This is a genomic window from Saccharospirillum mangrovi, assembly GCF_003367315.1.
Classification (GTDB): Bacteria; Pseudomonadota; Gammaproteobacteria; order Pseudomonadales; family Natronospirillaceae; genus Saccharospirillum; species Saccharospirillum mangrovi.
Genome location: NZ_CP031415.1, coordinates 2939563 through 2954542, shown reverse-complemented (window position 1 = coordinate 2954542; position 14980 = coordinate 2939563). Strand labels below are relative to the sequence as shown.

The 14980-nt window shown below is 56.7% G+C and carries 14 protein-coding genes; 11 read left to right on the top strand and 3 right to left on the bottom strand.

Features of this window, described 5'->3' with window-relative positions:
* Positions 1-366: 366 nt before the first annotated feature.
* Entirely contained in the window at positions 367-1302 is a 936-nt protein-coding gene (locus DW349_RS14000; RefSeq protein ID WP_108126350.1) for an alpha/beta fold hydrolase, read from the bottom strand.
* A 308-nt stretch (positions 1303-1610) separates the two neighbouring features.
* Between DW349_RS14000 and DW349_RS13995 the strand changes: the two genes are divergently transcribed.
* Genes DW349_RS13995 through DW349_RS13975 form a run of 5 tightly spaced genes read left to right on the top strand, consistent with a single transcriptional unit; the run spans position 1611 to position 7673 of the window.
* Entirely contained in the window at positions 1611-2147 is a 537-nt protein-coding gene (locus DW349_RS13995) for a formate dehydrogenase subunit gamma (RefSeq protein WP_108126349.1), read from the top strand.
* Positions 2144-3730 (top strand): formate dehydrogenase beta subunit, encoded by a 1587-nt coding sequence (locus DW349_RS13990; RefSeq protein WP_108126348.1) that lies wholly within the window; start codon positions 2144-2146, stop codon positions 3728-3730. The genes DW349_RS13995 and DW349_RS13990 overlap by 4 nt, the downstream gene beginning before the upstream one ends.
* A 2-nt stretch (positions 3731-3732) precedes the next feature.
* On the top strand, positions 3733-6615 hold the full coding sequence (gene fdhF / locus DW349_RS13985; RefSeq protein WP_108126347.1) for a formate dehydrogenase subunit alpha: 2883 nt from the start codon (positions 3733-3735) through the stop codon (positions 6613-6615).
* Positions 6616-6617: 2 nt separating this feature from the next.
* Positions 6618-7439 (top strand): formate dehydrogenase accessory sulfurtransferase FdhD, encoded by an 822-nt coding sequence (fdhD, locus tag DW349_RS13980; RefSeq protein WP_108126346.1) that lies wholly within the window; start codon positions 6618-6620, stop codon positions 7437-7439.
* 21 nt (positions 7440-7460) lie between these two features.
* Entirely contained in the window at positions 7461-7673 is a 213-nt protein-coding gene (locus DW349_RS13975; RefSeq protein WP_108126345.1) for a formate dehydrogenase subunit delta, read from the top strand.
* Here the strand turns inward: DW349_RS13975 and mobA are convergent.
* Positions 7665-8225: a molybdenum cofactor guanylyltransferase gene (gene mobA / locus DW349_RS13970; protein ID WP_108126344.1), complete on the bottom strand. Its 561-nt coding sequence runs from the start codon at positions 8223-8225 to the stop codon at positions 7665-7667. The genes DW349_RS13975 and mobA overlap by 9 nt on opposite strands.
* Before the next feature lie 82 nt (positions 8226-8307).
* On the opposite strand from mobA, the gene DW349_RS13965 reads away from it, so the two are divergent.
* The 3 genes from DW349_RS13965 (at position 8308) to DW349_RS13955 (ending at position 11601) form a co-directional block, all read left to right on the top strand.
* On the top strand, positions 8308-8856 hold the full coding sequence (locus tag DW349_RS13965) for a hypothetical protein (protein ID WP_108126343.1): 549 nt from the start codon (positions 8308-8310) through the stop codon (positions 8854-8856).
* Positions 8857-9019: 163 nt separating this feature from the next.
* Complete coding sequence (gene parC / locus DW349_RS13960; protein ID WP_108126342.1) at positions 9020-11263, top strand: DNA topoisomerase IV subunit A; 2244 nt, start codon at positions 9020-9022, stop codon at positions 11261-11263.
* 62 nt (positions 11264-11325) lie between these two features.
* Positions 11326-11601: a late competence development ComFB family protein gene (locus DW349_RS13955; RefSeq protein ID WP_108126341.1), complete on the top strand. Its 276-nt coding sequence runs from the start codon at positions 11326-11328 to the stop codon at positions 11599-11601.
* 6 nt (positions 11602-11607) lie between these two features.
* Here the strand turns inward: DW349_RS13955 and DW349_RS13950 are convergent, their stop codons facing one another.
* Positions 11608-12522 carry a LysR family transcriptional regulator gene (locus tag DW349_RS13950; RefSeq protein WP_108126340.1) on the bottom strand — a complete coding sequence of 305 codons (915 nt, stop codon included), beginning with the start codon at positions 12520-12522 and terminating at the stop codon, positions 11608-11610.
* Between the two features lie 123 nt (positions 12523-12645).
* On the opposite strand from DW349_RS13950, the gene DW349_RS13945 reads away from it, so the two are divergent.
* The 3 genes from DW349_RS13945 (at position 12646) to DW349_RS13935 (ending at position 14978) form a co-directional block, all read left to right on the top strand.
* Positions 12646-13203: an NADPH-dependent FMN reductase gene (locus DW349_RS13945; RefSeq protein WP_108126339.1), complete on the top strand. Its 558-nt coding sequence runs from the start codon at positions 12646-12648 to the stop codon at positions 13201-13203.
* 111 nt (positions 13204-13314) lie between these two features.
* Complete coding sequence (gene hemC, locus DW349_RS13940) at positions 13315-14262, top strand: hydroxymethylbilane synthase (protein WP_108126338.1); 948 nt, start codon at positions 13315-13317, stop codon at positions 14260-14262.
* Positions 14262-14978: a uroporphyrinogen-III synthase gene (locus DW349_RS13935; RefSeq protein ID WP_108126337.1), complete on the top strand. Its 717-nt coding sequence runs from the start codon at positions 14262-14264 to the stop codon at positions 14976-14978. The genes hemC and DW349_RS13935 overlap by 1 nt, the downstream gene beginning before the upstream one ends.
* The last annotated feature ends 2 nt before the right edge of the window (positions 14979-14980 follow it).

Here is a 14980-nt window from a genome sequence, read left to right as displayed (position 1 = left end):
CGAGTAATTAGCCCACTATCTGACTGAGGCTATATCAGAAACTGGACGCATCAATTCACTGGGAATTTAAAGCTACTACCAATGGTAGTGCATCTGCCCTGGAACAGATCAGTAATCTAATGCCGTACCGAATACCTCGGCCACTACAAAGAAATGACCACTGGCGTTAGTGTGCTCAATAGCGCGGATATTACTCTAAAATCTGAAGACTTATTGAATGTACTGAGAGAGGTTTTTATTTTTCCTTGCTGACTGTGCGGTCGCTATCAAGCCGTTCTTAATTACAGCAAAGAAATAGAAAGGGTGTGGCTCTATGTGTGTGCTTGAGAACCACGCTCTTCCGTAAGGTTTATTACAGTGGGATGGTTAGTTTTTCTCCAACCAACTAACGATAACCTGATTAGTCTCTTCCGGTTTTTCCTGGCTGATCCAGTGGCCGCAGTCCAAGGTTACGACCTCAACTTTGGGAACCGAATTTGCCAGCGTCGGTGACGGCTGAATCATGTCGCGTGAGCCGTAAATCATCAGCGCTGGTTTTTGAATAATAGGGTCGACGTTGGCCAGTAAATGCCAGTTTCGATCCAGGTTTCGGTACCAGTTGATGTTGCTGGTGAATCCGGATTTTTTGAAGGCTTCTACAAAGACGGTCAGGTCTTCGTCATTCAACAAGGATTCGCCGGCGGCACTGTCGGCTTCGGCCAAATTCACCATCATGTTGCCTGGCGCTGGTGCGGCCATGGGTTCGTTTTTGCGATAGAGATTGCGTAAAAAGTTTTCGGTATTGGCTTCGAGAACGGCATCGGCGACTCCAGGTTTTCGATTGAAGTCGACCATGTAGTAGTCGGGGCCGAGAATGGTTTCGAGCATGTCGATCCAGGGCATGTCGCCACGGTCCATGTACGGTACGCTCAGGTTGACGATCTTGCTGACGCGGGTCGGGTGTAATAGCGCCAATCCCCAGACCACCATAGCGCCCCAATCGTGACCAATAAAAACCGCTTCGTTGTAACCGTAATGATCAAGCAGGGCGGCCAGGTCGCCGGTTAAATGTTCCAAATCGTAAGCGGTCACTTCGCTCGGGCAGGAGGAGTTGCCAAAGCCGCGTTGGTTGGGGGCGATGACGTGGTAGCCGGCGGCGACCAAGGCAGGGATTTGTTCTTTCCAGGTGTAGGCCAGTTCCGGCCAGCCGTGGCACAGCACGACCAGGTTGCCGGCGTTTTCTTTGCCTGCTTCAAAGACTTCGAGCGTGATGTTGTTGACGGAAACCAGAGTGGCTTTGGGGAAGTCGCTTGGGTTGTTCATACCGTTGGATCCTGGAGGAAATGGATCGCTGAGGTTAGTGATGTGATAGGTCACTCTCAGTCCTATTTCGGCTGAAAATAAAAGTGATTCAATCGCTTAGGGTGAGTTTGTGTTGGCTTTAAAGCCTGTTGCTCATGACGTTAACAGCCATAAAACCTCGCCCAAATGTCGTTTGCAGAATCGTCCTTGCTGGATAAAGGGCTAGTATGCGAAGTTGAAATGGAGTCGGTTTCGCTGAACGCTGGTTGGTGAATCGGAAGGCGGATCGGCTCACTGAATCACAACGACCGTGCCGAATAAGAATAACCATGCCGACATCACCGCAATCTTCGTCCGCTCAGACGGATACTTCATTGGCGTGGCTGCCCGCTGAGATCGAGGCGGCCAAAACCAAGCCAGGTCCGCTGTTGCCACTGTTGCATCGCATTCGTGATCGCCTGGGTTTTATTCCCAGCGACGCGGTGCCGATGCTTGCACAGGGTTTGCAAATCAGTCGCGCCGAAGTGCAGGGCGTGATCAGTTTTTATCACGATTTCAATACCGAACCGACCGGCCGTAACCGGTTGCAAGTTTGCCGGGCCGAAGCCTGTCAGGCGCGTGGTGGCCGGGCTTTGGAAGCCTACGTTCAACAGCGACTTGGCATCCGTTTTCATCAGACCACGGCCGATGGCGAAGTCACTTTAGAGCCGGTTTATTGCTTGGGTAATTGCGCTACTGGGCCAGCGGTGCGGTTGAACGATGCGGTGTATGGCCGGGTGACGAATCAACGGTTGGATGCGTTGCTGGACCAGGCGTTAACGCAGCCGCTGACGATTCAGCCTTTGCAACAGGAGCCGGACGCATGACTCGGGTTTACGTTCCGCGCGATACCACGGCGCTGTCGCTCGGTGCTGACGAGGTGGCCTCCGCGCTGTTGCAGGCGAGGCCCGACATCGAGCTGGTGCGCAACGGCTCACGCGGTTTGTTCTGGTTGGAGCCGCTGGTGGAAGTGGAAACCGACCAGGGCCGTGTCGCTTATGGTCCGGTTGCGCCGGAAGACGTAACGGCCTTGCTCGAAAGCGGTCTGCTTGATGGTCAACCCGGCCATGCGTTGTACCTCGGCCTCACTGAAAATATTCCCTATTTGAAAAAACAGCAGCGATTCACTTTTGCCCGTGCGGGCATCACCGATCCGTTGTCGCTGGACGATTACCTTCACCACGGCGGCTATGTCGGTTTGCGGCAGGCGCTGAGTAAAACGTCGCAGGAAATTGTTGATGAGATAAAAACCTCGGGTTTGCGCGGTCGCGGCGGCGCGGCTTTCCCGGCCGCGATTAAATGGCAGACGGTGTTGGACGCCGATGCCAGCAACGGCCACAGTCGTTTTTCCGGTCGCAAGTTTGTTGTCTGCAACGCCGACGAAGGCGATTCCGGCACCTTTGCCGATCGACTGGTGATGGAAGCCGATCCCTTTATGTTGATCGAGGGCATGACCATCGCCGGCCTCGCCGTCGGTGCCGATACCGGCTTTATTTATTTGCGTTCGGAATATCCGATCGCCCATCAAGTTTTGAACGAGGCCATTGCCATCGCCGAGGCCGCAGGTTACCTCGGCGACAACGTTTTGAATTCCGGCCGCGCCTTTCATCTGGAAGTTCGACTCGGTGCGGGTGCCTATATTTGTGGCGAGGAAACGTCGCTGTTGGACAGTCTGGAAGGCAAGCGCGGCCAGGTGCGTGTCAAACCGCCATTGCCTGCGTTGAAAGGTGCGTTTGGTCAACCAACGGTGGTGAACAATGTACTCACGCTGGCGGCAGTGCCTTTTATTTTGGCGCAGGGCGGCCAGGCCTATGCCGATGTTGGCCTGGGCCGTTCACGCGGCACTTTGCCGTTTCAGTTGGCCGGAAATATTGAGCGCGGCGGTTTGGTCGAGTTGGCGTTTGGTGTGACCTTGCGCGAATTGCTGAACGATTTTGGCGGCGGTACCGCGACGGGCCGGCCGATGCGGGCGGTGCAAGTTGGTGGTCCGCTGGGCGCTTATTTACCGGAACATTTGTGGGACACACCGCTCGATTACGAAGCCTTTGCCGAGGTCGGGGCGGTGGTCGGTCACGGCGGTATTGTGGTGTTTGACGACAGCGTCGACATGCTCGAACAAGCGCGGTTTGCGATGGAATTTTGCGCGGTGGAATCGTGCGGTAAATGCACGCCGTGTCGCATCGGTTCGACGCGGGGCGTGGAAGTGATTGATCGCATTCGCGCCAATGAAGCACGCGATAACAATCTGATTTTGCTGCGCGATTTATGCGACACCATGGAAGACGGTTCGCTCTGTGCCATGGGCGGCATGACGCCGAACCCGGTGCGCAGCGCGTTGAACCATTTCCCGGACGATTTTCATCCAGACGACGATCACCGAGACGCCGCGCGCGTGTCGCAGGAGGCCTGACCATGCTGCACGTTTTCGATCCCAACAACCGTTCAGACCGCGACCTCGGTACACCGCCGGCCATTGAATCGGGTCGTCGTGTTGCTCTGACCATTGATGGGTTGGACATCTCCGTTCCAGAAGGAACCTCGGTGTTGCGCGCCGCTGCTATTGCCGGTATTCAAATCCCCAAACTGTGCGCCACCGATAACCTGGAAGCCTTTGGTTCGTGCCGATTGTGCGCGGTCGAAATTGAAGGCCGGCGCGGCTTGCCGGCATCCTGTACCACGCCGGTCGCCGCAGGCATGAACGTCACCACCCAGAACGCACGCCTCGCCAAATTGCGTCGCAATGTGATGGAGCTGTACATCTCCGATCACCCGCTCGATTGCCTGACTTGTTCCGCCAACGGCGATTGCGAATTGCAGGATATGGCCGGTCAGGTTGGCCTGCGCGAAGTGCGTTACGGTTACGATGGCAAACACCATTTAGACGCCGACAAAGACACCAGCAACCCCTATTTCACCTTCGACGCCAGCAAGTGCATTGTCTGCTCGCGTTGCGTACGCGCCTGCGAAGAAGTGCAGGGTACTTTCGCGCTGACCATCGATGGTCGCGGTTTCGATTCGCACGTCGCCGCCAGTCAAAACGATGCCTTTATGGATTCCGAATGCGTCTCCTGCGGTGCCTGTGTGCAGGCCTGCCCGACCGCAACTTTGATGGAAAATTCGGTTATCGAACTCGGTCAACCCGAGCGTTCGGTGGTCACGACTTGCGCTTATTGCGGCGTCGGTTGTTCGTTCAAAGCCGAGCTGAAAGGCAACACCGTGGTGCGCATGGTGCCGTACAAAAATGGTCAGGCGAATCACGGCCACTCGTGCGTGAAAGGCCGGTTTGCGTTCGGTTACGCGACGCATCCGGATCGCCTCACTACACCGATGATTCGCGACCATATTGATGAACCGTGGCGGCCGGTCAGTTGGGACACTGCACTGCAATTTGCGGCCGATCGCATCAAAGCCATTCAAGCCAAATACGGCCGTAACAGCGTCGGTGGTATTACCAGCTCGCGTTGCACTAACGAAGAAGCCTACTTGGTGCAAAAACTGGTGCGCACCGCCTTTGGCAACAACAACACTGATACCTGCGCGCGCGTCTGCCATTCACCGACCGGCTATGGATTGAAGCAGACGCTGGGCGAAAGTGCCGGTACCCAAACTTTCGATTCGGTGATGCAGGCCGATTGCATTTTGGTCATCGGCGCCAACCCGACCGACGCTCACCCGGTGTTCGGTTCGCAACTGCGGCGTCGCTTACGCCAGGGCGCAAAACTGATTGTGGCCGATCCGCGTGCCATCGATTTATTAACCACCCCGCACGGCGGTGAAGGCATTCATTTACCGTTGCGGCCAGGCACCAATGTCGCGCTGGTGAATGCGCTGACGCATGTTATCGTCACCGAAGAGTTGGAAGATCGCGCCTTTATTGCCGAGCGTTGCGATGCCAGCGAATACGCCGCCTGGAACGCCTTTATTCGCGACGAACGTTTGTCGCCGGAAGCGACCGAAAGCATCACCGGTGTACCGGCCGACCGCGTGCGTGAAGCGGCGCGGCTGTATGCGAACGCCGACAACGGTGCCATTTATTACGGTCTGGGTGTGACCGAGCATAGCCAGGGTTCAACCATGGTGATGGGCATCGCCAACCTGGCGCTGGCGACGGGCAACATTGGTCGCGAAGGCGTCGGCGTGAATCCGCTACGCGGTCAGAACAACGTTCAGGGCAGTTGCGACATGGGCAGTTTCCCGCACGAATTGCCGGGTTATCAGCACGTGGCGCAAGACGATTCGCGTCAACGTTTCGAAGTGGCCTGGGGCGTGAACATCGACCATGAACCGGGCTTGCGCATTCCCAATATGTTCGACGCTGCGATTGATGGCAGTTTCAAAGGTTTGTATGTACAGGGCGAAGACATTGCGCAATCGGACCCCAACACCCAGCACGTTGAACAGGCGTTGAGTTCGCTGGAATGTTTGATCGTGCAGGACATCTTTTTAAACGAAACGGCTAAGTACGCGCACGTGCTGTTACCCGGTTCGTCGTTCCTGGAAAAAGACGGCACCTTCACGAATGCCGAACGGCGCATCAATCGTGTGCGCAAAGTGATGCCGCCCCTGGCGGGCAAAGCCGACTGGGAAATCACTCAGGATTTGGCGAACGCACTTGGTTACAAAATGGACTACGGTCACCCTGAAGAAATCATGGCGGAAATTGCCAGTCTGACGCCGACGTTCAAAAACGTCACTTACCAAAAACTGGACGAACTCGGCAGTCTGCAATGGCCATGCAACGACGAACATCCGAACGGCACGCCGATCATGCACGAACAGGATTTTCCGATTGGCAAAGGCCGCTTTGTTGTCACCGATTACGTGCCGACCACCGAACGCAGCAACCGTCGTTTCCCACTGTTGCTGACTACAGGCCGCATTCTCAGCCAGTACAACGTCGGTGCCCAAACCCGACGCACCGAAAACCAGAACTGGCACGAACAGGACTGGTTCGAAATTCATCCGCACGATGCCAGCGAACGCGGCATTAACGATGGCGATTGGGTGGGCATTACCAGCCGCAGTGGCGATACGGTATTGCAAGCCAAAGTGAGCGAGCGTATGCAGCCGGGCGTGGTGTACACCACGTTTCACCATCCGGTCAGCGGCGCCAATGTGATCACCACTGACAACTCCGACTGGGCCACTAATTGCCCGGAATACAAAGTTACCGCAGTGCAATGTGAAAAAGTTGCCAACCCCAGCGCCTGGCAACAACGCCATCGCGCGCAGGATAAAAAGCAGTGGGGTTTTCTGAGGGCGGGCGTGGAAACCGAATCGACGGTGGTGAAATAACGATGGCGATTAAAGTCTTGGACAACATCGGCCGCAGCGGTTTTCGCGTTGCATCGGTAACGGTGCGCCGCCGTCGTGAGTCAACGTCGTGGCAGGAAAGCCAGCAAGACGACAGCCTCGCCGAAGAGTGCCCGATTGCTTTCAGTTACAACGGCCAGACGCAAGCGGTGATGATGGCGACACCGACCGATTTGGAAGACTTTGCGCTGGGTTTCAGTCTGAGCGAAGGCATTATTGAAAACGCAAAAGAGCTGTATGACTTGAGCGTGATCGATCATGGCGCGCGCGGCATTGAACTCAATCTGCACATTCACGGCGCGCGTTTGGATGCGCTGAAACAACAACGGCGCACCCTGGCCGGCCCGAGTGGTTGTGGACTGTGCGGCAAAGACTCGCTCGACCAAGTAAATCGCGCACTACCCACCGCTACCCCACGCCCAATTCCCAATGCCGTTGCCATCCAAACCGCGCTGAATCAATTGCAAAATTACCAACCCTTGCAGCAACTGACTGGCGCTATTCACGCCGCCGCCTGGTGCGACGCTGCCGGCCGAATTCAGTGCGTGCGTGAAGACGTGGGCCGGCACAATGCGCTGGATAAATTGATCGGCGCCTTGCAGCGCGAATGCATCGACACCGAGTCGGGGTTTGTGTTGCTGTCGAGCCGCGCCAGTTTTGAACTGGTCGCCAAGGCAGCGCAATGTAATTTGGGTGCGTTGGTGACGGTAAGTGGTGCGTCGAGCCTGGCGGTTCAGCAAGCGAAGCAGTCTGGCATTCGACTGGTCGGTTTTGCGCGCGATGGCCGTCATTTGGTGTATGGCTGAGCTAAGGCAAGCGAGAATTTAATGAGTCAGCAAACCCAAAAACTGATCAAGATGATTAACCAAATTGCCGACAACATATCGGCCACTTTGGATGAGGACAAAGCCGCCGAAATCATCGCAACTCATGTCAGAAAATTCTGGGCGAAACCGATGAAGGACGACATCAGAAAATATCTGGAAACCGGCGGTGCCGAGTTGACTGCACGGGCAAAACGAGCGGTGCAGTTATTGTGACCCGCCCAATGTGCGCAAAAACTCAGCCCAGTCATCCGGCGTATTGATGTTCAAAGTGTCGTCGTCGGTCAGTGGTGATGGCAGCCAATTTCCCTCAGACAACGTCATAAAAGCTCGAATGGATTTGCGCCCGCCTGGCCGATTCAGGCAAAGGTCCAGCGCGCTAACAACTGCTTCGGTGTTGGGCACTGCCAGCGGAAAGGGCGTGTCCTGATAAGCCACTGGCCGGAATGTTTGCTGCACAGATTCTATCAACGGCCGCAAAGCTGACAGCGGCAACGCTGGCATATCCACCGGCACCAGCACCCAGAATGCTACGCCTGGCTGTTGTTGCACCGCACTGTAAATACCCGCCAACGGTCCGCGAAAATCCGGCCATTCATCTTCAATGCCATCCGGTCCGCTGTGCCAAATCGGCAAGCCCAGCGCAGCCAAACGGTCGCGCTGCCAATCCAGCAAGGTTGTACTGGCGATTGGCAGTTGTGCTTTGTCGAAGCCCATGCGACGGCTTTGCCCGCCGGCGAGAATTAAGATGGCTCCGTTTATAAACATGTATGTTGAATCTCAAATTAGGTGAGAGTTATAGTTTATTTGCTATTCCGCAAATCAACTTTAAAGGATTAAAGGTGAAAGGATGAAAAAATTACTATTTGTGGTTTCGCTAACACTGGGAAGTGTTCAGGCTAATTCAGACGATGACGAGCTTTTTTCAAGGCTTATTGATCTTAACCAAACTCAGAATTCAAACGAACAACTCGCACAGCAATGTAAGTCGAGGTTGGACCTTTATGATACAGCTTCGTATGTCTGTGCTTATCGTTATTTGAATGATGCCGAGTTTGTTTCATTTTTACTCCAAGCCGATGAGCAAGATGAGTATAGGAACTTTTGGAAGGTTGAACTCAATATTAGTTTCGGTCCAATGGCACCAGTATTTGGGGAAATCGAAGGTGCTAGGGAGTTAACATATAAGATGATTGACCGTGTTTTTGAAATGGCGTTCAACGGCAATTCAAATGCTTGCAGTGTAGTTGAAGGTCTTGTGAACCATTCGGATGGCTATTTTTCGGAGGGCTTGGCTTTTAGGCTTTATGAAATATATACAGATCCAGGGCCGGTTGATGAGTGTATTCAAAGATTCGACGCAGATATTCAGGAGTATATTAGATTGATCTCTGAATAAGGCGCTGAAGTATCCCCGGGCAATCAGTGCTTTCAGCCACTGACTGCCCAGGTCATTTCAATACCCCCGATTGTCATAACCCCCTGAAATTGCGACACTTCCGCCTGAATTACCGGGGCGGCCGTTCTGCGTCGTCCGGGCTCCTTTCTTCCGAGGCGCGGGCATGACCGATCAAAGCAGCGAATACACTGAAACCCTCTCGTTAAGCCAGTTCACCGAGAAGGCGTATCTGGATTATTCCATGTACGTCATTCTGGACCGGGCTCTGCCAAACATCGGCGACGGCCTGAAGCCGGTGCAGCGGCGCATTGTCTATGCGATGAGCGAGTTGGGGCTGCGCGCCTCGGCCAAGTACAAGAAGTCGGCGCGGACGGTCGGTGATGTGCTCGGTAAGTACCACCCGCACGGCGACAGCGCCTGTTACGAAGCCATGGTGCTGATGGCGCAGCCGTTTTCCTATCGTTATCCGTTGGTCGATGGTCAGGGTAACTGGGGCTCGCCGGACGATCCCAAGTCGTTCGCGGCCATGCGTTACACCGAATCGCGCCTGCACGCCAACGCCGCGCTGCTGCTCGAAGAGCTGGGCCAGGGCACGGTCGATTGGGTGCCGAACTTCGACGGCACCATGGACGAACCGGCGGTGCTGCCGGCGCGTTTGCCGCACATTCTGTTGAACGGTACCACCGGCATTGCCGTCGGTATGGCGACCGACATTCCGCCGCACAACATTAAAGAAGTCGCTTCGGCCTGTGTGCACCTGCTCGATGCGCCGGAAGCTTCGGTGCAGGATTTGATGCTGCACATTAAAGGCCCGGATTTCCCGACCGGCGGTGAGCTGATCACGCCGCGCGAAGACCTGCGCCGTATCTATGAAAGCGGCCGTGGCACGGTAAAAATGCGCGCCCGTTATGTGGTCGAAAACGGCGATATCGTGATCCACGAACTGCCGTATCAGGTGTCCGGTTCGAAAGTGCTGGAGCAAATCGCCCAGCAGATGCAGGCGAAAAAACTGCCGATGGTGACCGACCTGCGCGACGAGTCGGACCACGAAAATCCGACCCGTCTGGTGATCGAGCCACGTTCTAACCGCATTGATGTCGATGGCCTGATGAACCATCTGTTCGCCACCACCGATCTGGAAAAAACCATTCGCATCAACCTGAACATGATCGGCATCGACGGTCGGCCGCAGGTGAAACCGCTGAACCACATTCTCAGCGAGTGGCTGGAATTCCGTACCACCACGGTGACGCGTCGTCTGCAACACCGTTTGGATAAAGTCATCGCGCGGTTGCACATTCTCGACGGTTTGCTGATTGCTTACCTGAACATCGATGAAGTCATTCACATCATCCGCACCGAAGACGACCCGAAGCAGGAAATGATCAACCGCTTCGGGCTGAGCGATATTCAGGCCGAAGCCATTCTGGAAATCCGCTTGCGTCAGTTGGCGAAGCTGGAAGAGATCAAGATTCGCGGCGAGCAGGACGAGCTGTCGGCTGAACGCGAACGCATTGAGAAAACCCTCGGTTCCAAAGCGCGCCTGCGCACCCTGATCAAGAAAGAAATTCTCGCCGACGCCGACCAGTATGGCGACGACCGCCGCACTCGTCTGGTGGTGCGTGAAGAAGCGCAGGCGTTCAACGAAACGCAGATTCTGCCGTCTGAAACGGTCACCGTTGTGCTGTCGCAAAAAGGTTGGATTCGTGCTGCCAAAGGCCACGACATCGACCCTTACGGCCTCAGCTACAAAGCCGGTGACAGCTTCGCCTTTGCAGCGCCCGGTAAGAGCAACCAACCGACGGTGCTGCTCGATTCGACTGGACGCACCTACACCCTGCCGACGCATTCGTTGCCGTCGGCGCGCGGCCAGGGCGAGCCGATTTCCAAGACGGTGAATCCGCCGCCGGGTGCGGAAATGAAAGGCTTGTTGATCGGCGAGCCTGACACGCAATATCTGTTGGCGTCGGACGCCGGTTACGGTTTTGTCGGCAAACTGAGCGATTTGGCTGGTAACAAAAAAGCCGGTAAGGCGATTCTGAGCCTGCCAACCAACGCTCAAGTTCTGCCGCCGGCGCCGATCACTCAACTGGCGACCGATTACCTCGCAGCGGTGACCAACGAAGGCCGCTTGCTGGTGTTCCCGGTGCGCGACTTGCCGGAACTCGCCAAAGGTAAAGGCAACAAGATCATCAACGTGCCGGCCACTCGCGCCGCCGATCACGAAGAGTTTATGGTCGCGGTGGTGGTGCTCGGTGCCGACGATACGCTGGTCATCCATTCCGGTAAGCGCAAACTGAAATTGAAAGGCGCGGATCTGGAGCATTATCTGGGTGAGCGCGGTCGTCGCGGCAACAAGCTGCCGCGCGGTTTCCAAAGCGTGGCGAGTATGGATGTCGAACGCTAAGCTGAGCAGGTGCCGCCGTGGCGGCGACTTGGGTCGAATGAAAGGTTTAATGGAGAGGCAGAATGAGCCTGGATAGTCAGATCGCCAATTATTACGAAAAACTGGTGTTGGAAGACCTGTACAAGCGCCCGGAAGCGCGCAATCTGGATGAAGATACTCTGGCCGACATTGCCTGCCTGGCGCTGAGCAACCTGCCGGCGCGTTACTACCGCCATTCGGTCGACATGGCGTTCTTCCTGACCGTCAGCGCTCTTGCCAAGATGGAAGACGAAACCCGCGCAGCGGTCGGCGAAGCGGTGCGTCGTGTCACCTCCGGCGGTCGCGACGCGGACGATTGATCCGCGTCAGCCTTCCTGCAGTAACACCTCATCGCATTGAGCTGGCATGTGTTCGGCCAGAAAATCGATGAAGGTGCGCACTTTCGACGACAGCAAACGCCGGCTGGTATAAACGGCGTAGAGCTGTCCTGTTGCGGGTGACCAGTCCGGCAGCACCGTTTCCAGCCGGCCGCTTTCCAGGTCACGGCGCGCCATTTCTCTGGGCAACACCGCCAATCCCATTCCCGCCTGAGCCGCCGCCAGCAGCAGGTTTTCATTGTTGCTGGTCAGCACCGGTTTGACGCTGACCGGCTGGCGGCCGTCCGGGCCTTCCAACGTCAACACATCGCTTTGCTTCGCCAGTGAATAAGTGAGGGCGTCGTGCTGGCTCAAATCGGCCGGTGTTTCCGGTCGCCCGTGGCGGCCAAGGTAGGCCGGGGCGGCGACGAGTGAAAACGTCAGTTGTGTCAGCGGCCGGGCAATCAGGTTCGGGCTGAGGGCGTTGCTGGCGCGCAACGCCAGATCGAAGCCTTCTTCAACGATGTCGGTAAAGCGACCGCTGATGTCCAGATCAAAAGTGACGTCCGGGTATTGCCGTCGGTACGTTGCCAACAGACTGGCGAACCGAGTGTTGGCGAGCCAGATGGGCGCGGTCAGCCGAATGGTGCCGCTGGGTGTGACCGCCGAACGGCTGACGATGGCGTCCATTTCTTCCATGTCTTCGAGCAGGGTTTGGCAGCGTTCGTAGTACAGCCGGCCCGATTCGGTCAGGCTGAGGTGGCGGCTGTTGCGGTTCAGCAGACGGGCGTTCAGGCGTTGTTCCAGATGCATGACGTGTTTGCTCGCCATCGCCTTCGACAACCCCATCAGTTTGGCCGCTGCTGCAAAGGTGCCGGTGTCGACCACGGTGGCGAACACTTTCATGCTGGTCAGGGTGTCCATCTTGGTTTCCTGTTGGGAAATGATGCGTGCATTTTAATGGCATTGATTGCCTGGCGGTAGCCATCATAGTGTGCGGCAACCATCGTTCAGGCTGGCCCCGTCGGGCCGCACAGGAGAATCGAGATGTTGAAGATCGCCGTTATTCTGGGCAGTACCCGCCCAGGTCGTAATGCCGAAGCCGTTGCCAACTGGGTACTGGCCGAAGCGAAAAAGCGCACCGATGCCGAATTCACTCTGGTCGACATCGCTGATTTCAAACTGCCACTGCTGGACGAACCGGCACCGGCCATGATGCAGCAATACACCCAGCCGCATACCCAAGCCTGGTCGGCTGAAATTGCCAAATACGACGGCTACATCTTCGTCACCCCGGAATACAACCACACCGTGCCGGGCGCGTTGAAAAACGCACTCGATTATCTGAACCGTGAATGGAACAACAAGGCCGCCGGTTTTGTTGGTTTCGGCAGTGCGGGTGGCGTGCGTGCGGTTGAGCATCTGCGTCAAATTGCCTCTGAACTGCGTATGGCGCACGTGCGTGATCAGGTGCAACTGAGCCTGTTGACCGACTTCGAAAACTACAGCGTGTTCAAACCGGCCGCGTACCACCTGGATACGCTGACCGCCATGCTCAACGAACTGGTTGCCTGGACTGGTGCGATGAAGACTTTGCGCGACTGATTCGATCAGGCGCTAAAACAAGCCGGCCTTGTGCCGGCTTTTTTGTGTCTGCGTAAGCCCCCGCCGGAGTGAATTTGATACACTGCGCGCCTTGTTGAATGGAGCCGTTTTATGTCTGAGATCTTGCGCATCGCCACCCGTCAAAGTCCGCTCGCCTTGTGGCAGGCGGAGTATGTGAAACAGACGTTGGAGCGGCTGCACAGCGATCTGCGCATTGAGTTGGTTAAGCTGACCACGCGCGGCGACCAGATTCTCGATCAGCCGTTGGCGAAGGTTGGCGGCAAAGGCTTGTTCATTAAAGAGTTGGAACGCGCCATCGAAAACGGCGAGGCCGACATCGCCGTGCATTCGATGAAAGACGTGCCGATGGTGATGCCGGAGGGTTTCGAGCTGGCGGTCATCTGCGAGCGCGAAGACCCGACCGATGCGTTTGTCTCCAACCAATATGCTCACCTGAACGATTTACCGCACGGCGCGGTGGTCGGCACTTCATCGCTGCGGCGCCAGTCGCAATTGCTGGCGGCCCGGCCCGATTTACAGATTCGCTTTTTGCGCGGCAACGTCGGCACGCGCTTGAGCAAACTCGACGCCGGTGAGTACGACGCCATTGTGCTGGCTTCGGCCGGCTTGCGTCGTCTGGAATTGCAAGATCGCATTCGTCATACCATCGATACCGATCTGAGTTTGCCGGCGGTCGGCCAGGGCGCGGTTGGTATTGAGATTCGTGCGGGTGACGACGCCGTTCGTGCGCGTCTGTTGCCATTGATGCACGCCGAAACGCGCTTAAGAGTCACCGCTGAGCGCGCCATGAACCGCACGCTTGAGGGCAGTTGTTCGGTGCCGATTGCCGGTTTCGCGACACTCGCCGATGGTCAGTTGTCGATGGAAGGCCGGGTTGGTCGGGCCGATGGTCAAACCTTGTTGAAGGCGCGCGGTGCGGTGGCGTTGGCGGAAACCGAAGCCGAGCGATTGCAACAGGCGCACGATCTGGGTCTCAGTCTGGCGGCGGATTTATTGCAGCAAGGTGCCGACGCCATTCTGGCGGAACTGGCCGATTGATGCGGCTGCTGCTGCCCAAGCCCGAACCGGACTGGGCGCGCTGGCGCGACGGTCTGGCTGGCGTTGGCGTCGAACCGATCTTAATCGACCCCTGGCAGTTGGAATGGCTCGACGAAACCCCGGCGCAACGCAGCCTGTGGCTGGAATTGGATCAATTCAGCGGCGTCATTTGCGTCAGCCGTCGGGCCGCCGAGGCCTTGGTGTCGGCGTTGGATCGTTACTGGCCGATGCCGCCGGCGCGCCTGCACTGGTTGTGCAACGGGCCAGCGACGGCGTCGGTGTTGGCCGCTGCCGATTTGCCGGTGCAGTTTCCCGAATCCGACAACACCGCCGAGGCGGTTCTGGCCTTGCCGCAAACCCGCGATGTCGCGTTGCAAAAGTGGCTGATCGTTAAAGGCGAAGGCGGCCGTTCGGTGTTTGCCCAGACGCTGCAACAACGCAGCGCTGAGGTGACCGAAACGGCAGTCTACCGACGTGCGTTGCGTGCTGAGGCGCTGGCGGATTTGAGTCGGCAACGCGATCAGGCGGACGCCATTCTGGTGTCGTCGCTGACTTTGGCGCAGGGCCTGGTGCAGCAGGATGCGGGTTGGCAAGACTGGCCCGGCCGCTGGCTGTTCAGTTCGCCGCGCCTGCTCGACTGGGCGCGCGACGTCGGTATTGAGGGTGAAAATACCGGCGGTGCAGCGCTCAATGCGGTCACTCATCATCTAAGGTGACG